Origin of the sequence: Mesorhizobium sp. B2-3-13, assembly GCF_006442195.1 — a bacterium.
GTDB lineage: Bacteria > Pseudomonadota > Alphaproteobacteria > Rhizobiales > Rhizobiaceae > Mesorhizobium > Mesorhizobium salmacidum.
Genome location: NZ_VFVQ01000018.1, coordinates 47,341 through 65,167, shown reverse-complemented (window position 1 = coordinate 65,167; position 17,827 = coordinate 47,341). Strand labels below are relative to the sequence as shown.

General features: G+C 62.8%; 18 protein-coding genes. 12 read left to right on the top strand and 6 right to left on the bottom strand.

What is annotated here, in order from left to right; translation table 11 throughout:
- Positions 1 to 133: 133 nt before the first annotated feature.
- Complete coding sequence (locus FJ941_RS21010) at positions 134 to 1,303, top strand: DUF1972 domain-containing protein (RefSeq protein WP_140508560.1); 1,170 nt, start codon at positions 134 to 136, stop codon at positions 1,301 to 1,303.
- Positions 1,300 to 2,568 carry a cellulase family glycosylhydrolase gene (locus FJ941_RS21005; protein ID WP_140508558.1) on the top strand — a complete coding sequence of 423 codons (1,269 nt, stop codon included), beginning with the start codon at positions 1,300 to 1,302 and terminating at the stop codon, positions 2,566 to 2,568. Before FJ941_RS21010 ends, FJ941_RS21005 begins: the two co-directional genes overlap by 4 nt.
- An 8-nt stretch (positions 2,569 to 2,576) precedes the next feature.
- Here FJ941_RS21005 and FJ941_RS21000 read toward each other — a convergent pair whose 3' ends face one another.
- Positions 2,577 to 3,923, bottom strand: a complete 1,347-nt coding sequence (locus FJ941_RS21000) for a VpsF family polysaccharide biosynthesis protein (protein ID WP_140508556.1) — start codon at positions 3,921 to 3,923, stop codon at positions 2,577 to 2,579.
- A gap of 1 nt (position 3,924) precedes the next feature.
- A complete protein-coding gene (locus FJ941_RS20995) occupies positions 3,925 to 6,072 on the bottom strand; it encodes a Wzz/FepE/Etk N-terminal domain-containing protein (protein ID WP_246673910.1) in 2,148 nt (715 codons plus the stop codon).
- A gap of 282 nt (positions 6,073 to 6,354) precedes the next feature.
- On the opposite strand from FJ941_RS20995, the gene FJ941_RS20990 reads away from it, so the two are divergent.
- The 6 genes from FJ941_RS20990 (at position 6,355) to FJ941_RS20965 (ending at position 11,800) form a co-directional block, all read left to right on the top strand.
- Complete coding sequence (locus FJ941_RS20990) at positions 6,355 to 7,878, top strand: formyl transferase (RefSeq protein WP_140508554.1); 1,524 nt, start codon at positions 6,355 to 6,357, stop codon at positions 7,876 to 7,878.
- A gap of 98 nt (positions 7,879 to 7,976) precedes the next feature.
- Positions 7,977 to 9,185: an NAD(P)/FAD-dependent oxidoreductase gene (locus tag FJ941_RS20985; protein WP_181169900.1), complete on the top strand. Its 1,209-nt coding sequence runs from the start codon at positions 7,977 to 7,979 to the stop codon at positions 9,183 to 9,185.
- A 199-nt stretch (positions 9,186 to 9,384) separates the two neighbouring features.
- Positions 9,385 to 9,588, top strand: a complete 204-nt coding sequence (locus FJ941_RS20980; protein WP_140508552.1) for a hypothetical protein — start codon at positions 9,385 to 9,387, stop codon at positions 9,586 to 9,588.
- 66 nt (positions 9,589 to 9,654) lie between these two features.
- The gene (locus tag FJ941_RS20975; RefSeq protein ID WP_140508676.1) at positions 9,655 to 9,849 is read left to right on the top strand and encodes a hypothetical protein; all 195 of its coding nucleotides are present in this window, start codon (positions 9,655 to 9,657) and stop codon (positions 9,847 to 9,849) included.
- 344 nt (positions 9,850 to 10,193) lie between these two features.
- The gene (locus FJ941_RS20970; protein ID WP_140508551.1) at positions 10,194 to 11,225 is read left to right on the top strand and encodes a hydroxyacid dehydrogenase; all 1,032 of its coding nucleotides are present in this window, start codon (positions 10,194 to 10,196) and stop codon (positions 11,223 to 11,225) included.
- Between the two features lie 197 nt (positions 11,226 to 11,422).
- A complete protein-coding gene (locus FJ941_RS20965) occupies positions 11,423 to 11,800 on the top strand; it encodes a hypothetical protein (RefSeq protein WP_140508549.1) in 378 nt (125 codons plus the stop codon).
- 326 nt (positions 11,801 to 12,126) lie between these two features.
- On the opposite strand, the gene FJ941_RS20960 is transcribed toward FJ941_RS20965, so the two are convergent.
- Both FJ941_RS20960 and FJ941_RS20955 read right to left on the bottom strand, forming a co-directional pair.
- Positions 12,127 to 12,324: a hypothetical protein gene (locus tag FJ941_RS20960; protein WP_140508547.1), complete on the bottom strand. Its 198-nt coding sequence runs from the start codon at positions 12,322 to 12,324 to the stop codon at positions 12,127 to 12,129.
- 12 nt (positions 12,325 to 12,336) lie between these two features.
- Positions 12,337 to 13,227, bottom strand: coding sequence for a helix-turn-helix domain-containing protein (locus FJ941_RS20955; protein WP_210242226.1), 891 nt, complete (start codon positions 13,225 to 13,227; stop codon positions 12,337 to 12,339).
- A gap of 107 nt (positions 13,228 to 13,334) precedes the next feature.
- On the opposite strand from FJ941_RS20955, the gene FJ941_RS20950 reads away from it, so the two are divergent.
- Genes FJ941_RS20950 through FJ941_RS20940 form a run of 3 tightly spaced genes read left to right on the top strand, consistent with a single transcriptional unit; the run spans position 13,335 to position 15,285 of the window.
- On the top strand, positions 13,335 to 13,634 hold the full coding sequence (locus FJ941_RS20950) for a type II toxin-antitoxin system RelE/ParE family toxin (RefSeq protein ID WP_140508543.1): 300 nt from the start codon (positions 13,335 to 13,337) through the stop codon (positions 13,632 to 13,634).
- Positions 13,631 to 14,776, top strand: a complete 1,146-nt coding sequence (locus tag FJ941_RS20945; RefSeq protein ID WP_140508541.1) for a HigA family addiction module antitoxin — start codon at positions 13,631 to 13,633, stop codon at positions 14,774 to 14,776. Before FJ941_RS20950 ends, FJ941_RS20945 begins: the two co-directional genes overlap by 4 nt.
- Positions 14,777 to 14,787: 11 nt before the next feature.
- A complete protein-coding gene (locus tag FJ941_RS20940) occupies positions 14,788 to 15,285 on the top strand; it encodes a hypothetical protein (RefSeq protein WP_140508540.1) in 498 nt (165 codons plus the stop codon).
- Between the two features lie 208 nt (positions 15,286 to 15,493).
- Here FJ941_RS20940 and FJ941_RS20930 read toward each other — a convergent pair whose 3' ends face one another.
- On the bottom strand, positions 15,494 to 15,778 hold the full coding sequence (locus tag FJ941_RS20930) for a hypothetical protein (RefSeq protein WP_140508539.1): 285 nt from the start codon (positions 15,776 to 15,778) through the stop codon (positions 15,494 to 15,496).
- Between the two features lie 204 nt (positions 15,779 to 15,982).
- On the opposite strand from FJ941_RS20930, the gene FJ941_RS20925 reads away from it, so the two are divergent.
- Complete coding sequence (locus FJ941_RS20925) at positions 15,983 to 16,648, top strand: GntR family transcriptional regulator (RefSeq protein WP_140508538.1); 666 nt, start codon at positions 15,983 to 15,985, stop codon at positions 16,646 to 16,648.
- A gap of 55 nt (positions 16,649 to 16,703) precedes the next feature.
- Here the strand turns inward: FJ941_RS20925 and FJ941_RS20920 are convergent, their stop codons facing one another.
- Positions 16,704 to 17,705: an NADP-dependent oxidoreductase gene (locus FJ941_RS20920; protein ID WP_140508537.1), complete on the bottom strand. Its 1,002-nt coding sequence runs from the start codon at positions 17,703 to 17,705 to the stop codon at positions 16,704 to 16,706.
- Between the last annotated feature and the right edge of the window lie 122 nt (positions 17,706 to 17,827).

Genomic DNA, 17,827 nt, shown 5'->3' with positions numbered 1-17,827 from the left:
CTGGAAGAAATATTTTACATCCCGGGGCCATAATGGGCGGAACTGAGTCTGGCATGGATATCGCTGGACTGTGGTTTCCAGACGAGACGGCCCGCGCATTGCGGAGCGAGCGGATTTGAAAGCGCCACCAGCCATGAAACCGGAAACGCCCACCATCCTGATCCTCGGGACGCGCGGCATTCCCGCTGCCCATGGCGGCTTTGAAACATTCGCCGAGAAGGTGGCGCTGTTTCTTGCCGGGCGCGGCTGGAAGGTCGGCGTCTACTGCCAGGATGAAGTCGAGCGGGTCGACCAGAGGGTGCGCGTCGACACCTGGAAAGGCATCGAGCTCATCCATGTCCAGGTCGCCTCGAAGGGCCCGCGCGCGACGCTGGAATTCGACTGGCAATGCGTGCTCGACGCTGCCCGTCGGCCCGGTGTCTGCCTGGTGCTCGGCTATAATGGCGCGGTCTTCCTGACCTGGCTGAGGCTGATGCGGCGCAAGATCATCACCAACATGGACGGCATCGAGTGGCGCCGGCCCAAATGGGGTGTGGCGGCGCGCACATGGTTCTGGCTCAACGAGTGGATCGGCGCCTGGGCCTCGCACCGTCTGGTCGCCGACCACCCCGTGATCGCGGAACACCTAGCGACGCGCCGGCCGCGCAGCGCCATAGCCACCATCACCTATGGCGCCGACCCCGTGACATCGGCACCGGCGGCGCCGGTGCGCGCGCTCGGCCTCGAGCCCGGCAAATATCTGATCTCGATCGCGCGCATCGAGCCCGACAACAACATCCTGCCCATCGTCGAGGCCTTCTGCAGCCAGAAGCGCGACATGAAGCTGGTGGTTCTGGGCACGCTTTCGGACCAGATCCCTTATCATGTCGCCGTTCGCAAGGCGGCGAACGCCTCGGTGGTGCTGCCCGGCGCCATCTACGATCAGGCGGCGGTGAAGGCGCTGCGTTTTCACGCGCGCGCCTATTTGCATGGCCACACGGTCGGCGGCACCAACCCGTCGCTGGTCGAGGCGCTGGCCGCCGGCAACATGGTGATCGCCCACGACAATCGCTACAACCGATGGACCGCGGGTGCGGCCGCCATCTATTTCACCGACGCGCGGAGCTGCGCTGAGCGGATGCGGCAGGCGATGGAGGATGACGCCCTGGTCAGGACCTGTGGCGAGGCCGCGAGGGCCCGCGCCAACGAAGCCTTTCGCTGGGACGACGTCCTGCTTGCCTATGAAAGCGAAGCCTATCGGCTTCTGGGCGTGCCCGCCGCTGCGGCCATGCCGGTCGATCGCCCCTCGCCCGGCGCCGTATGACGGGTTGGTCGCGACGGCGGCTGCTGAGGACCGCGCTGTCGACGGCGCTGGTGCCCGCCACGGCGGCACTTTCGACCGCATCGCCCGCGCCGGCCGCCACTGGCGAATGGCGCTTTCGCCGCGGCGTCAATGCCTGGCCCTGGTTCGCGCTGACACGCGAATTTCCGGCGCCGCGCACCGATTATGACTGGCCGCCCTTCCAGTCGCAGCGGCCGGTGCCTACACCGGACGACCTTCGCCGGCTGCGTCAGACCGGGGTCGATTTCATCCGCCTGCCCGTCGATCCCGGCCCGTTCCTGGCCGCCGACGCCGCCACGCGTGCAAAATTGCTGACGATGCTGGACGATGCCGTGGCGGCCGTCATCGCTGCCGGTTTGGGCATCATCGTCAACGTGCAGGCCAACGGCGCCACCCATTACTGGACTCCCGAACGCATGGTCTCCAGCACCGCCGCGCCGGAATTCGAAGCCTATCGCGCGCTGGTCGGCACGCTTGCCGGCAGGCTGCAGCGGTTCGCACAGGGCATGGTGGCGCTGGAACCCGTCAACGAGCCGCCGCAATCCTGCTCCTCCAATGTCTGGTCGAACGTTCAGGCGGCCCTTTTGACGGCGGCCAGGGCGTCATCCCCGATCTTGCCGCTTGTCGTCACCGGCGGCTGCGGCTCGATGGTGAGCGGGCTCGCCGCGCTCGATCCGGAACCGCTGGCGGCCTTCGAGCCGATCCTCTTCACCTTCCATTTCTACGAACCCTATCTGTTCAGCCATCAGGGCGCGCCCTGGATGCGCGAGCCCGTCTACCGCGCGCTCAACAACGTGCCATGGCCGGCCTCCGCCGGCTCGTTGGAACAGACGCTGGCCTCGGTCAGGGCGCGCATGGCTCAGGACACCAAGACCTCCGAAGCGGACAAGCAGGCCGCCTATGCCGAGACCGAACGCGTGCTGAAGGTCTATTTCGACGCCAGGCCCGACCGCTGGTTCATCGACAGATATCTGAGCCAGGCGCGCGATTGGGCCGACAGCCACGGCATCGCGCCGCAGCGCGTCATCATGGGCGAATTCGGCGCGCTGCGCACCGACGCCCGCTACGTCGCCGCCCCGAACCCCGACCGCGCCCGCTACATATCAGATGTCAGGCAGAGCGCCGAGGCATCAGGCTTTCCCTGGGCCTTCTGGGACCTCTTCGACGGCATGGGCATGATGGACGACACGACGCGGGCGCTCGACCCTGCGATGGTGGATGCGCTGGGGCTGAGGATGCCGGAGTAGAGAGAGCGCTACGCTCGCGGCGCTTGCGCCGGGCGTCGTACCCCCACCCTCACCGGCCGGTACAGCGCCAGCGCGATCACCACGAACTTGGTCATCAGCGTCGTCTTGGACGCCAGGCTTTCGGAGGTGTTGAGCAGGATCAGCCAGCCCAGCATCGTCAACCAGATGCCGGGATGGCAGCGGCGCGCCACTTCGTGCATGAACAGTGCGAAGCCCAGAAACAACAGCAGGGTGAAGAAGGCGCCCTGATAGAGGAGCAGGCGGATGATCGGGTTCTCGATGCCCTGTTCGAGGCCGTTGATGCGGCGCAGGTTTTCGATGAGATCGATATCGGGCCCGATGATCAGGTCGCGCAGTTCGAAATGCTTGAAGAGCTCGAACATTTCGACGCGGGCATTGGCGCTGCCGCTGTCCGACACGAAGCGTTCCAGCAGCGCGTCGAAGAAGCCGTAGGAGAACAGCATGGCGAGCACGAGTGGCAGCAGCGAGGCGAGCATGACCGCAAGGGCGGCACCCGGCAGGCTGATGCGTCCTCGCCGCAGATAAGCGACGCCGCTGAAAAGCAGATAGATGCCGCCGAGCGCGATCGTCGTCACCATCGCCGAGCGCCCGCCGAACACGACCAGCGCCGCGCATTGCAGGCCGATCAGCCCTAGCCGCGGCGGCATGGACAGCGATCGCGAACCCGAAAGCAGCGCTAGCACGTATACCGCGGTGATCGTGGCGTTGGACAGCGGATGCCCCTGAAGCGCCGTCGAGCGCAGGTCGCTCATGAACACCACGCCGTCGAGCCGGTAGGGAAAGACCAGCGTCTTGGTGGCGAACTCGAACAGCGCCAGCAGCGCGTTCACCGTCATCACCGCGTGCACCACCGTTTGCATGCGGGCGAATATCTTTTCATCGGCCTCGGCCAGCATCATCACCAGCAGCGCCGGCGCCACGAACGTGTCGATCATGCCGGCCATGCCGGGGCGCTGCCTGATGATGACGATGACCAGCAGCATGATCGACATGACGGCCAGCAGCGCGCTCGCCGGCCGCCTGTCGGCGATGGCCAGCGTGTAGCCGACCGGGTTGCCGAACGTGCAGGCGCGCCAGGCAAACATCAGCACGAGCAGATAGGTGGAAGGGTGGATCTTGGTCGCCGGATTGCCGGTCAGCCCGTCGTAATTATAGCCCACCAGCCACAGCATGCCGCCCGAGATGCTGAACAGCAACGCCACCACCGCAACCAGGCCATAGCCGGTCACCCAGTCGAGTGAATTGCCGGTGCGGCGCGCGGTCGCTGCATGACCCTGGCTGGCCCAGCCGGCTGCCGGAGTGGCGGAGCGGGCGGCACCCCGAATGGCAGACATGTCAGGCCGCCTCGTCGACCAGCAAGGCGCCGGTCGGCAACCGCCCCATGACGGAAATGGCTTGCGAGGCCGCCGTGACATCGCGCATCGGCGTCGCGTTCAGCGTGGCGACAAGCACGATCTCGTCGACCATGGCGACCAGCGGCGAGGCGTTGAGATTGTCGGCCAGCGCGCCGCCGTCGACGATGACGAGTTCGAAATTGCGGCTGGCCTGGGCCAGCATGTGCTGCGTGTAATAGACGCCCTGCGCCTCGGAGAAGGCAGCCTTTGGCCGCCCCTTGCCGAGAACCGCGACGTTGCTGCCGGGCACGTATTGGCTCAGCGCCTCGAAGGCATATTCGCCGCGCAGCACGTCGAGCAGGCCGGGCTGCGGTTCCTTGTGGCCCTTGCCGGCATTGGTGTCGATGAACAGGACACGGCTGCCCCTGGCAGCCGCAGCGTTGGCCAGCAGGCGCGCCACCCGGCCCCGTTGCGCTGCGTCGTCCGGTGCCGACGTCAGCAGGATGGACGGCACCAGCGGCCAGTCCGGCGGACGCCGGCTGGAGGAGAACAGGCGCCTCAACGCCAGGCCGGCGACGGCGTCCATCTTCTGTCCGGCCTGCGCGGGGGCGCCGCCGAAAGGCCACCAGCGGCGGCGCGCCGATTTTGCCGGCAGCACGCCCACCACGGGCGCGTCGATCGCCGATTGCATCTGCGCGCTGGAAAGCACCGTCGGCGATGAATATTCCGCGATCAGCGCCATGCCGGTGCCGAGCCCCAGCCCGCCGAAGAACGCGCCGAATACTAGCAGCAACAGCGGCGGCCAGCTCTTCTTCAGGGCCGGCATGGCGTCGGAGATGATGCGCGCATTGGTGCTGTCGACATTGACCTGCTCGCGCGTTTCCTGCGCCCGCTGCAGGTAGGTGGCGTAGACCGAGCGCACCGCCTCGAGATCGCGCTGCAGTTCGCGCAGCTTGACCGAGGCCTGGTCGGTGTCGAGCGACTTGCTCTTCATGCCCGCGACCTTGGCCTCCAGCGCCTGCTGGTTGGCCAGTGCCCGCTCATAGTCGGTTTCGGCGGCGGCGCCGATGCGGCCGAGTTCGCGCGCGATGAGCGCGCGCGTGTCGCGCAATTGCTGCTGGGCCGCCATCATCGAGGGATGGCGCGGCCCGAGTTCCGTGCCGAGCTGCGAGACCTGGTCGACAAGCGTCGCCTCCTGTGCCCGCAGGCTCGAAATCACCGCCGATCGCATCGCTTCCGAGGTCGCGTCCGGTGCGCCGCCGGACCGGCGCAACTGGTCGACCTGCGCCTTCAGCGTCGCGGTGCGGCTCTGGGCGGCCGCTAGCTGCGTATTGATCTCGGTCAGTTCCTGGTCGCTGACCAGATTGCCCGCGGCCATCACCATGTTGTTGGCGGACTTGTAGGCCTCGACCGCATTCTCGGCCCGCTGGACGCGCTTGCGCTGCTCTTCCAGCCGCGCGGTGATCGAGTCGGAAGCGTCCGTGGCCATCTTCGCGCGCGCCGCGGCCTGGTCGGCCAGGTAGGCCTGCGCGATGGCATTGGCGAGCTTCGCCGCCTTGTCGGCGCTCTTGGCGGTGACGATCACGTCGAGCACCAGCACCTTGTCGGCCCGCTTGACCGCCAGCCGCCGGCGCAGTGCATCGAGCGTCGTCCCCGTCTTGTCGGTTTCGCCCGTCTTGTCCGTCTCGGTCGACTCCGAGCCTAGCACGCCGCCGAGCAAACGGCTCAACAACCCACCTTGTCCGTTGAATTCCGGATCCTCGGTCAGGTTGGTCGCCGCGATAGCCCTGAGCAGCACGCCGCTCGACTGGACGACGGCAACCTGGCTTTCCACCATGGTGATGCCGCCATCGGGCGGAACCCGGCTCGGATTGACGTCGTTGGTGACCACCTGCAGGTCTTGCGGATCGACGATGATCTCCGCCACCGAGCTGTAGAGCGCCGGCGTGAACAGTCCATAGAGCAGCGCTGCAAGGGTCAGCAGTGCGGCTGTGGCGAGGATCAGGAAACGGCGGCGCACCAATATGCGCTTCAGGTCACCCAGCTCGACGGACGAGGACGGATACGACGCGGCCGGAGGTGGCTCCGGCGCATATTGCATCGCCTGCGGAGCTTGTTGTTGCGGCAACGAGAGCAGGGATGATTGCAAAGGTCGCTCCGACAACACTCCATATGCCTCAAAAGACTAAATTGCGGCTTCAGCCTAGCTATTACTCCAACTGTTAAAACACTATTAATTATGTTGGGAGCTCTTCTGATTTTTGGCACGGAGTTTGCGTAGCAAAGGCGCGGGCCGTGTTGACAGGGCGCAAGCGAGCGGGAAACGAATGGAAATGGAGCAACATCTCCCTCAGTCCGACCGTCGCCCACCTATCGTGCCCAAAAATCGAACACCGGCCGTTACCGAACATCAGAATTCTAGGGGTGCGACATGCAGGTCAGCCTGCGCCTGGACAGCGACTGCCTCCGTGCTTTTCACCTGCTGCTGCTGCAGCGCCTGGCCGCGCTCGCCGATGTCGAGGTCAGCGTCGACGCACGCCCGGCCGCGAGCGGCATTCCAGGCAGCATAGCCGCGCTGTTCCAGCTTGAAACGGTCATCCACGGCTTGCCCGCGGATGGGTTGGCCAAGCGCCTGCCGCTGTCGGCGCTGGCACCCTTCCAAACGCGGACGCCCGTCTCGTTGGACCTCGTGCTCGACCTCTGCGGCGACGTGCAAGTGGAGGGAACACGCGTCTGGCGTGTGACCTATGACGGTGCCGGCGGCGAAGCCGCCCTGCTGGCGGCGATCCTCGATGGCCGGACCCCGCTGGCCCGCGTCGAGGAGAATGGTGCCGTCGTCGCGGAAGGACGCCTGGGCACCGAATATGGCGGCATCACGCTTGCCGCCTTCCAGGACATGCTGGCGCGCACGGCAAGCCTGGTCCTGGCGGCGGTGACGGGTGCCGCACGCGGCGCCCTGCCCGTCCTGCCCGAGCCGATGGACGGTAGGGGTGCGCCGCCGCTGCCCTCGGCCGGCAAGCTCGGCGTCAGGGCGGGCAAGGCGCTGGCGCGGCGCGTCGTCCAGAAGATCTACCATCTCTGCTACAATGCTCCGCACTGGAAGGTCGGCTGGCGCGAGACCGGAGGGCGGGATCTGTTCGACCTGCGCGTGCATCCGGCATCGGGTTGGCAAGAGCTGCCCGACGACGGCAGCCGCTTCTACGCCGATCCGTTCCCGATCCTTTACCAGGGACAGGTAACCCTGTTCGTCGAGGACTATATCCACCGTCTGGGCCGAGCCATCATCTCCGCCGTGCCGTTCGGCCCGTCGGGGCCGATCGGCCGCCCGGAGCCGGTGCTCGACCTGCCCTACCACCTGTCCTACCCCTTCGTCTTCGAGCGTGACGGCGAGGTCTGGATGGTGCCGGAAAGCTGCGCCAACCGCACGGTGGATCTCTACCGCGCCACCGCCTTCCCCGGCGGATGGGTCAAGGAAGCGACGCTGCTGTCCGATATCGTCGCCAGCGACGCCACCTTGGTCGAGCATGGCGGCTCGTGGTGGATGTTTGCCACCGTCCGGGACGATGAAGGCACCGCCCGGGACGGAGGCGGCGCTTTCTCCGACGCGCTGCATCTGTGGTCGGCGCCGGACTTTCGCGGCCCCTGGACGCCGCATCCCAAGAATCCGGTGCTGATCGATATCGCCTCGGCGCGGCCGGCTGGACGCATGGTGGAGCGCGGCGGCCAGTTGCTGCGCCCGGTGCAGGACTGCCGCAGGAGCTACGGCGGCGCCCTTGGCATCGCACGCGTCACTCACCTTGATTTGAACGGCATGGACCAGCGTGTCGAGACGATCTTAACCTCTGGCGCGCTATGGAGCGGGCGTAAGCTGCACACGCTCAACGAGGCAGGCGGCCTGGAGTTCATCGATGGCTCGGCGATCGCGCCGCGCTGGAAACAGAAGCGGCGACCGTAGTTAACCTAAACATTTGCTACTACCAGCCACCCGCGCTGGTTGCTTGAGGTTGATACGGCCCGGAAGATATTTTCCACCACACTTTGTGGAGACAGAAGATGACTGGCATGAAGGGCAGCGAGATGACCACCGTCGAGGCTGTCCCGGCCGAAGTCGACGTGGCGATCGTTGGCGCCGGAATGGCCGGCACCACGCTGGCCACCGCCTTGGGAAAAGCCGGCCGCAAGGTGGCGCTGATCGATCCGCACCGGATCCATCACGACGAGTTCCGGGCCGAGAAAATCGGTACCGACCAGATACGGCTGTTCGAGAAGCTCGGCCTAGACAAAACGATCATGCATCTCGTCACACCGTTTGACGACATTCACGTCTTCCGCCTCGGCCAGCTGTTCGCGCGTGAGCGCAGGCCGGAATACGCATTTTCCTATGGCGCGCTGATCAACGGGCTTCGTGACGCCCTTCCCCCGCAAGTGCCGCTAACGATCGGCAAGGTCGTCGAGGTCTCGACCGGACCGGACCGGCAGCGCCTGGTGCTGAGCGACGGCAGCGTCATCATTGCCCGCCTGCTGGTGGTCGCCACCGGCTACGGCGAAGCGGTGCGGCGCGCCATCGGCGTCGAACGCATCGAGCAATCGAAAGCCCATTCGCTGTCGATGGGTTTCGACCTCGCCGTCTCCCAGCTCGACTGCGGCTTTCGGGCCGTCACCTGCTACGGCAGGCGGGCCAGCGACCGCGTGGCCTACATCACCATCTTCCCTCTCGGCGACAAGATGCGGGCCAACATGTTCGTCTATCGCACCGTGGCCGATCAATGGACGAGGGATTTCCGGGCCGATCCGCAAAAGATGCTTTGCGAGCTGATGCCCGAAATATCGGCGCAATGCGGCAACTTCGCTGTCGCAAGTCCCGTCGAGGTCCGGCAGGTCAACCTGACCACGACGCAAGGCCACCGTCGCGACGGGGTCGTCTTCATTGGCGATGCGTTCTGTACGACATGCCCGACGCCGGGCGTCGGTATAGGGCGGGTCATGATCGACGTCGATCAGCTCCATTCCGTCCACATTCCACGCTGGCTGGAAACACCAGGCATGGCGGCTGACAAGATCGGCACCTTCTATGACGATCCGGTCAAGGTAGCTTCCGATGAGGCAGGCATGCGTGTGAGCGTATATGCCAAGCGGATCACCACCGAAACCGGACTGGAATGGCGCGCGCGGCGCCTGCGCAACAACATGGCACGCCGGCTGCTGATCATCGGCCGCAAGGTGCGCCATTTGGGACTGCGGCGGGAGCCGGGCATGGCGTGAGGGCCTCCCGCCCTCTATCGTCCAGAAGGCGCTTCCCTGGTGCTGTCCCAAGGACAGCACCTCTACCTTGTCCCGGGGGAAGGGGAGCGCCGGAGCGCTTCCCCAGGGCAATCACATAGCGCTGAAAAAAGGCAAATCCAGTGCCGTTCAGCCGGAACCAGCGGCGCGCAGACAGGTTATGCCCGCAGGAGATCCTGTCATGGTCAAGAACATCGACCGAGCGTTGCAGGATGCCATTCTGGCGATGCGCATCCTTCGCAAATCCATCATTGATCATGGGCACATGGAAGCCATGGCCGAATTTGACGGCTTGATGAGCGTGACCATATCCGAGGCCGAGCGCCAACTCACCAGCTGGCAGACCGGTCATCGCGCCGAGCGATCAGGCCAGGCAAAATCCTGACGCGATCGCTCGCAGCCGGCATCCGGCGGAACCTTGCCGCACACGATTGGTTTTATGGAATGCGACATGCCGCCGGAGAACGAAGTGGCCCGATTGGTCGACAAGAAAAAGCTTGAGAGAGCGGATCGCGAGTCGCGGATCATCCTCGACGCCGAACGGCAGGCCCGCGACGCAAAGACAGCCCGCCTTCGCAAGCAGCGGCTGTCAGCCGAGCCAAGCGGCGAGGAACAGAAGCCCGCACCGCCGAAGCCGCGGGGGTGATGGCGTGCCAAAGCAAACGGCGCGACGGGTCGCGCCTTTGTGACGGCAAGCGAATGCCTTCAGGTCAGCGTTACCGAAACTACAACGGCGGCAGTGACGGCCGAAAGCCGTTCGCGCTTCCGCCAGCTTGGCTTCTCGTATTTCTTCATCAGCTATTCCCCCTTGTTGGACACCGCAGAGAAGACCTGCTTTGCCGCAATGTCAATCGTGCCGGGACGGCTCTCTGATTTTGAGCGAAACGCTCCTGCGCCGAGTAAATCGGTCTACCGTGCTTTTAAATCCGCTAGTCCGGGATAGATTTAGGACCGAGAAAGCGCCACAAGCCGTTTCGGGAGGAGCTTGCCATGTCAGAGACCGCCTTGCCGCTGGTCATCAGCGCGCCCGAGCCGCGCACGCTCGAGCTGATCTTCACGCCGCCGCAGCTGGCGCGGCTCAAGGCGCGTTACCGCATCGTCGAGACGACGCCGGACGGCGTGGCGCGACTGCCGGCCGAGGTGCTGGCCGAGGCCCGCTACATCGTCGGCCAACCGCCGATCTCGCCGGAGACGCTTGAAGCGATGAAGGCGCTGCGCTGCGTCTTCAATGTCGAGAGCAATCTCCTCGACAACATGCCGTATGAAACGCTGTTTTCGCGCGGCATCCATGTCGTCACGACGGGCCTGGTCTTCGCCGAGCCGGTGGCCGAACTCGGCCTGGCCATGGCGCTCAACCTTGCCCGCGGCATCGTCGATGCCGACCTCGCTTTCCGCCAGGGGCAGGAACTATGGGGGGGCGACGGCAACCAGACGGCGCGGCTGCTTTCGGGCGCCGATGTCGGCATCATCGGCTTCGGCGATCTCGGCCGCGCGCTCAACCGCCTGCTGTCGGGCTTCCGCACCCGCACGAAGGTGTTCGACCCCTGGCTGCCGCCGTCGATACTGAGGGAAAATGGCGTCGAGCCGGCCTCGCTGGACGAGGTGCTGTCGCAAAGCGACTTCGTTTTCGTCGTCGCCTCGGTGACCTCGGAGAACCAGGGCTTTCTGGGCGCCGATGCTTTCGCCAGCATGCGCAATGGCGCTGCCTTCATCCTGCTCAGCCGTGCCGGCGTGGTCGACTTCCCCGCCTTGATGACGGCGGTGAAGAGCGGCCACATCCTCGCTGCCAGCGACGTCTTCCCCGAAGAGCCGCTGGCGAGCGACCATCCCGTGCGCACGCTGCCCGGCTTCCTGCGCTCCGCCCACCGCGCCGGCGCCCTCGACATCGCCTTCAAGCGCATGGGTGACATGGTGCTGGAAGACATGGACCTGATCGATCGCGGCCTGCCGCCGCTGCGCTCCAAACGCGCCGAGCGCGAGACAGTGTCGAGGATGCGCTCGAAGCCGTCGGACAGGAACTGACGCATGTCGCCCAGGGGCTGACATGGTCGTCGCGACATTACACCCGACCAAAGCGGGCGTCGCCGTTGCGCACGCCTGCGCTGTTCTGGCCGGTCCGTTCAATACTCCGCCGAGCTTCCCTCTCGTACCAAATCGTACGTTGAATCCCCTTTGAGATACCCCTTCGGAGGAGTAAGTTAGTCCTGAGGGAGGTAGCGATGGTTGAAAGCCATATAGACATGGCGCAGGCAGCTATCGAAGCCAGCTTCCTGTTGCGGCATCGTTCCATTGCTGGAAAAGCCGCCTTTCGCCGCGATTTGGACCATTCCCGGCGCGCGATCGCGCAATCACGCGCGCTTCTGGAACGGCTTCGCCGACGCCATCGCGATGACACCGCCCAAGCCTGGGAAGACGCGGCTCCCGTTGCCGTCTCCGCGTTCGATGCCGACATTCTCCGCGCTGTATTTCGAGATTTGGTCAGGGAAGCGAACCTGCCCGAGTGTCAATGGCGCGATCTGGCCAAAAACCTGGTGTCCGAGTTTACCGGCTGCGAGCGGGTCGAGACCGGCTTGATAGAATGGCTCATTCACAAATAAGCCGACGTTTTCGAAGCGTGAGAAATTGTCGGCGGTCAGGGGTACCTGCACCTTGTCTGAATCGAAAGCATGTCCAAGCGCTGAAGCTTGATGGACGAGATGCTGCGACCTGGTGCAGGGAAGATTAGACGATCCGCAAGGCCCGTTCCCCGGGGGTAAGCTTCCTGTTGTGATGGAACGATCGCGCCTCCGGCAGGTTTTGCAAATTGCCGGGCGGTGGGAAGCCCGGCGTACTCCAGAAGGCCCGTCACGAGTCGCGTCGGTGGCGGGCCTTTCCCTGTCGGCCCGCAAGCAGCGAACAAACGGGGTAGTGGGTCAGTTTGAAATTATCTAAATGTGCGCAACAGCGAAGCTACGATCAAGACGAACAGGATCGCCACGGCGATCAACGATACAATTACACCCGACTTCGACTTTGGTGCGAACTCGCCTTGGTGCGGCCCATGACCGGGGATAATCCGCATAGCGAGAAATATCAGCGCCACCAGCCCAAACATCATGGCCACTAGTGCTAAAAAGCCCATCGGAACCCCTCCTTAATGTGACGGCATGTCGCGCTTTGTGTAAGGGCCGCGCGCCCTAGGCTTCTCAGCTTCCTTCGCCTCGATCAATGCCACAATGTCCCCGATCTCCCAAAGCTTGTCAGTCACGCCAGCGGCCATTGCCGGGGTCATGCGCAGCGATGCATGAATGCGCACGAAATTGTAATACATGAAATGCAGGGCAACCGCATTGGCGTGGGCTTCCACCTTCTTTGAGAAGCCGTTGGTCAGGCGGGTGAAGCGGCGCATATGCATCCGCATGGTCAGGTTCTGGCGCTCGGCAAACGACGTGCTGACATGCTTGATATCGGGGTTTCCTTCAATCCGCCCTTTCCTTGCGCCGGTGCATTCGGCGGGGCTGTACCGGCCCTTGGCGCTATTCGGCGACGTGCCGTAAATCTTGATCAGCATCGCGTAATCGATGTCCGCGCCGAAAGTGCCTTCGACGGCTTCAAGGTAGGCCCTGTGGCCGTCGCTGGTCAGCTGGACGCGGTTGGCAAGGCGGCGCGATAGATCGTCCATGAAGGCCATAGCGTATTCACTGTCGCGCCCGCCGACCAGCCACGACATGACAAGCTTGGTGTCGGCGTCGATGGCCGTCCACGTCCAAGTGTCGCCCGCGCCTTCCGGGGCGGCCTTGGCCATCTTGACGTTCTTCTGCTTGGCGTAGGTGAACGACCAGATTTCATCGACCTGGATACGCTTGCTGGTCAGATTGCGAAGGGCTTGGTCCTGATACTCGGCACATACAGCGCCAGCATCCGAAAGGAGCTTGGCGATGGTATTCTTGCTCATCCCCATGACGCGCGTTATGGCGCGGATCGAGTGGCCTTCACAAAGCATGTGCAGGATTTGCGAACGGGTCTTGGTGTCGAGCTTGTTCATGCGACGAATATAGCGAGTCATCCGGTCGCAGTCAAGCATAAGGGTCAGTTTAAGACATCGTCATAATTCTGCTTGAATGCTATCTAGAGTGAAGCTACCAAGGGTGCATGGAGATCGTGTTCGCTGATTCCAAACTCGCAGCTATCGAGACGGCAGACCCCGGCAAGACCGGCTTGCCGGTTGTGGTCATTCAGGCGGCGCGCAGAAAGTTTGTCGCCCTGCGCGCCGCCACCGACGACCGTGTGCTGCGGAATTGGAAAAGCCTGCACTACGAGAAGCTTAAAGGCGATCGCGCGGGTCAGAGGTCTATCCGGGTCAACGAAAAGTACCGGATAGTTTTCACTCTCGACAGCGAGACGGCTCCCCAGAAAGCCACGATTCTCTCCATAGAGGATTATCACAAATGAACGACCGAACGATCATCCCTGTCGACCATCCCGGAACCTTCATTGTGGAGGAATTGGAGGCGCGCGGCTGGACTCAGGTCGACCTGGCCTACATTTTGGGAATGACCCCTCAGCAGCTTAGCCCGATATTGACCGGGAAGCTGGGAATTTCTCCGGACATGGCAGTGGCCTTGGGCGATGCTTTCGATGTACCGGCTGATTTTTTCGCCAACCTTCAAAAGCAATACGACCTATTCAAAGCTAAGCGCCCTAACGCAGCCGTGCGGGCTAGGGCAAACTGGCTAAGCGTCTTCCCTGTTCGGGAGATGATCAAGCGAGGCTGGATCAATGACAGCGACGATCCGTCGTTGCTCGATTTGCAGATGACCCGTTTCTTCAACAAGAACAGGGTGGAGGACATACCCTTTATTGGCAGTGGTGAGGTGTTTCCCCACGCTGCGCGAAAGGCTGACTACAGCTCGGTGACGGCCGTCCAATATGCGTGGCTTCATCGGGTTAAGAAGGTCGCAGAAAGCTTGGATTGCCCGCCCTACTCGGAGGACGCTCTTCGACAAAACCTCCCAAGAATTCGCGCCCATATGCAGGACAAGGATGACTTGATCCGAATTCCCGAAATCCTTCGTGAAAGCGGAGTGAGGTTTGCAATGGTTGAAGCATTGCCGGGATCAAAGATCGATGGCGTCTGCGTTTGGAACGAAGATCAGCCCGTTATCGGCATGACGACGCGATGGGACCGCTTGGATAATTTCTGTTTTGTCCTACGTCATGAATGCGAGCACGTGCTGCTTGGACACGGCAAGGAGGCGACTTTCATGCCTGTCGATGAATTTGACTATGACACCAACGAACAAACAGGTCACCCCGACGAGGAAATACAAGCGAACAACGCAGCCTCAGAATTTCTGGTGCCTAGAAAACAACTAGAGTCGTTCATACTCAGAAAGAGCCCGTTTATTTCCGAAAGAGATGTTTTGGCATTCGCGGCGCGGATCGAGATCAATCCGGCCGTGGTTGTTGGGCAAATCCAGCATCGGACCAAAAATTACGCTTGGCTTCGGAAATATCAGAAAAGCATACGCGACTACCTAATGGACTGGCAGTGCATAGACGGATGGGGACACCAAGCCCCGACAGGACTGTAGGAGCTAAGGTAATGGCGAATTGGAACGAACAGGTAGAAGACCTTTGGGACGAATGGATTGCCGAGTTCGGCAAGGAGTCCGGCGACCCTAGCGATTTTGTTGAATGGGCTCTGTCAGAGAGGCGCTTGGTGCCTCGGCCACAGGATCTTCGGCAAGTCCTCCGAAAGCAGATCACCCAGGCGCTACGCCAGGCACGGCGATTTGATGATGATGGCGGGTTTTATTACCGCGCCAAGCAAAGTGTTCTCACCTTCGAAGGCGACACGCCGATCCGGCATTACTTCGATACCGACACTGGCGGAACGCCCGGCCTACGACAGAAATCAGTCAAGCAGAGGCGTGAAGCCGTCGCGCATGATGTTTACAGGGCGGTTTGCGATGCCGAGCGCATGAGCAAGCTCTACCCAGAGGAACAGCTATCGTTCTTCGCAGACTTCACCGAAGACGTTGCGGAATTGCGAGCAATCGATGCGCTCAGCAGCGACAATGAAGATGAAGACGTGGCCTAGTCGGATTTCTTCCATCGCGCGGACGCAGCAGCCCGCGCGATTTCGGATCGCTGTTCCGGTGATAGCGCCTTCATCCTTGCCTTAGAGCCTTTGAGGCCGCCCTTACGGGCGCTGGCAAGCGGCTTCTTATCTTCGGCCTGTCCAGTCGCGAGATCGACAATCGACTTCGCCAGTTGGTTGGGATCGCGCGGGCGCTTAAGGGACGGCATCAATCCTCCGCATTCTTCGCGCAGATGCCGCACTCATCTCCGGCGTTGCCCATTGCGCTCTGAATTGCCTTCATGAACTCTTCACGGGTACCATCGACCTCGCCGTTTTTAACCATGTTAGTGCCGATGGCGTACGCTTTCTTCATGGCGTCGTCATCAAACTGGTCGATGTAAATGCCATCGTGCACCGGGCACTCCTCGACGGCGCCGGCTTTCAACAGCGGCCCCATCGCCTGTGACTCCAAGTCCTGGAGACGCATCATTTCCTTTTTAGCCTGGCCCATTTGGGCACCTCCCATTGTTCGCACCCTGATCATATAGGGAATCTGCGGAATGTGCGCCAATGGGATTCGTTAATTTCAAACTGACCCACTACCACAAACGGATGGAGCATCCTGTTTTCGCCGGAAATGCTCTAGAGTGGCTTGCGGCCAATGAGAAATTGGCCGGGGTCAATCCTCATTGGCCGGACCAACAAGAGGGTCGCGATGCTCAACACGGTCGACTATGGCGGCAAGGAAGCCGATATCGTCCACGCGCTGGAGGAAGACATCATCTTCGGCCGGCTGGCGCCCGGCACGCGCCTGGTCGAGGACGTGCTTCTGGCCCGTTTCCCGGTCTCGCGCCACACCATCCGCCAGGCCCTCTACCAGTTGGAAAGGCTCGGCGTCGCCACGCGCGAGCGCAACAAGGGCGCCATGGTGCGCCGGCTCGCGCCCGAGGAGGTCCGCCAGATCTACGAGGTGCGCGAGATGCTGCAGCGCCAGGCCGCGCTGATGATCCGCCTGCCGGCGAGCGACGCGCTGATCGCGGAATTGACTGAGATCCACCACGTCTACAGCGCCCATGTCGACGCCGGCTATCTCAGAGGCATTCACGAGGCCAATGACCGTTTCCACCTCACCATGTTCTCGGCCTGCGGCAATGCCTATCTGGTGTCCTCGATCGAGCACTATATGCGCCTCAGCCTGCCGGTGCGGGCCAATTCGCTGGCCGACCGGGACAAGCTCGACATCTCGCGCCAGCACCACCTGATGATGATCGAGGCGCTGAAACGCAGCGACAATTGGGTGCTGGCGCAGCTCTGCGTCGACCATCTGCAGCCGAGCAAGGTTTTTTATCTCCAGGAGGTCGAAGCGGCGCCTGCGAGCTAGCGACGCCGGCTGGCGAACCGGGCGTCATCGCAAGACTGGATCCTGCCGGCCCTCCCTATCTGACCTTCACGACCACCTTGCCCTTGGCACGCCCCGTTTCGACATAGGCCAAGGCCTCGTTGGTCTGTTCGAACGGAAAAGTCCGGTCCATGACGGGACGTATGACGCCGGTTTCGATGAGCGACGTGATCCGGCTCAGCTGGTCGCCCTGCGCCCACATGAACAGGAAGGAATAGTTCACACCGGCGCGTTTGGCCCTGCGGCGTATGCCGAGACTAAGCAGCCGCACCACCAGCTTCAGCACGACGTTGAGGCCTTGCTTCCTGGCGAACCCGGGATCCGGCGGACCTGAAATTGATATCAGCTTGCCGCCCGGCTTCAGCACGCGCAGCGATTTTTCGAGCGTCTTGGCATCCTGGCTGTTCACGACGACGTCGTAGCCCTGCAGGACCTTCTCGAAATCGTCCTTCCGATAGTCGACGACGACATCGGCGCCGAGACTTTTCACCAGGCCCATGTTCGCCGCGCTCGCCGTTGTCGCAACCGTCGCGCCGAGATGCTTCGCCAGTTGGATGGCAAACGTGCCCACCCCGCCGGAGCCGGCCTGGATAAAGACCTTCTGGCCTTTCCTCAGCCCTGCCCTTTCGACCAGCACCTGCCAGGCGGTCAGACCAACCAGGGGAATGGAAGCGGCCTCCTCCATGCTGAGGTTTTTCGGCTTCAGGGCAACGTCGGCCTCATCCATGGCGATGAATTCGGCGAATGTCCCGATCCGGCCGTCGCGCGGCCGTGCACAGATTTCGTCGCCGGCTTTGAACTTGCGGACCTTCGATCCGGCCCGCACGACAATGCCGGCCACGTCGTGGCCAAGGACGAAGGGCGGCCGATAAGGCACAATGAGTTTGAACTCCCCGTCCCGGAGTTTGGAATCCAGAAGGTTCACGCCGGCGGCGTGGACCTCGACCAGGACATCATTGTCCTTAATTTCGGGCATCGGCATCTCTGCGAGCCGCAAGGCGCTCTTCTTCGCATATTTGTCGGCGACAAAGGCTTTCATCATATTCGCTCTTTCACGATCGCGGTCTTTCCGGAATGCGCTTTCATTTTGATGCTCCAGAGCCCGTCAGGGCTAGCCTTCTTCCATGCGTTGAATTATGTTCGTAATATCAGATTACGATC

Excerpts from the sequence above, each read along its gene's own strand:
- FJ941_RS21010 (WP_140508560.1), top strand. The coding sequence starts at position 134 with ATGAAACCGGAAACGCCCACCATCCTGATCCTCGGGACGCGCGGCATT.
- FJ941_RS21005 (WP_140508558.1), top strand. The coding sequence starts at position 1,300 with ATGACGGGTTGGTCGCGACGGCGGCTGCTGAGGACCGCGCTGTCGACG.
- FJ941_RS21000 (WP_140508556.1), bottom strand. The coding sequence starts at position 3,923 with ATGTCTGCCATTCGGGGTGCCGCCCGCTCCGCCACTCCGGCAGCCGGC.
- FJ941_RS20990 (WP_140508554.1), top strand. The coding sequence starts at position 6,355 with ATGCAGGTCAGCCTGCGCCTGGACAGCGACTGCCTCCGTGCTTTTCAC.
- FJ941_RS20985 (WP_181169900.1), top strand. The coding sequence starts at position 7,977 with ATGACTGGCATGAAGGGCAGCGAGATGACCACCGTCGAGGCTGTCCCG.
- FJ941_RS20980 (WP_140508552.1), top strand. The coding sequence starts at position 9,385 with ATGGTCAAGAACATCGACCGAGCGTTGCAGGATGCCATTCTGGCGATG.
- FJ941_RS20975 (WP_140508676.1), top strand. The coding sequence starts at position 9,655 with ATGCCGCCGGAGAACGAAGTGGCCCGATTGGTCGACAAGAAAAAGCTT.
- FJ941_RS20970 (WP_140508551.1), top strand. The coding sequence starts at position 10,194 with ATGTCAGAGACCGCCTTGCCGCTGGTCATCAGCGCGCCCGAGCCGCGC.
- FJ941_RS20965 (WP_140508549.1), top strand. The coding sequence starts at position 11,423 with ATGGTTGAAAGCCATATAGACATGGCGCAGGCAGCTATCGAAGCCAGC.
- FJ941_RS20960 (WP_140508547.1), bottom strand. The coding sequence starts at position 12,324 with ATGGGCTTTTTAGCACTAGTGGCCATGATGTTTGGGCTGGTGGCGCTG.
- FJ941_RS20955 (WP_210242226.1), bottom strand. The coding sequence starts at position 13,227 with ATGAACAAGCTCGACACCAAGACCCGTTCGCAAATCCTGCACATGCTT.
- FJ941_RS20950 (WP_140508543.1), top strand. The coding sequence starts at position 13,335 with ATGGAGATCGTGTTCGCTGATTCCAAACTCGCAGCTATCGAGACGGCA.
- FJ941_RS20945 (WP_140508541.1), top strand. The coding sequence starts at position 13,631 with ATGAACGACCGAACGATCATCCCTGTCGACCATCCCGGAACCTTCATT.
- FJ941_RS20940 (WP_140508540.1), top strand. The coding sequence starts at position 14,788 with ATGGCGAATTGGAACGAACAGGTAGAAGACCTTTGGGACGAATGGATT.
- FJ941_RS20930 (WP_140508539.1), bottom strand. The coding sequence starts at position 15,778 with ATGGGCCAGGCTAAAAAGGAAATGATGCGTCTCCAGGACTTGGAGTCA.
- FJ941_RS20925 (WP_140508538.1), top strand. The coding sequence starts at position 15,983 with ATGCTCAACACGGTCGACTATGGCGGCAAGGAAGCCGATATCGTCCAC.
- FJ941_RS20920 (WP_140508537.1), bottom strand. The coding sequence starts at position 17,705 with ATGAAAGCCTTTGTCGCCGACAAATATGCGAAGAAGAGCGCCTTGCGG.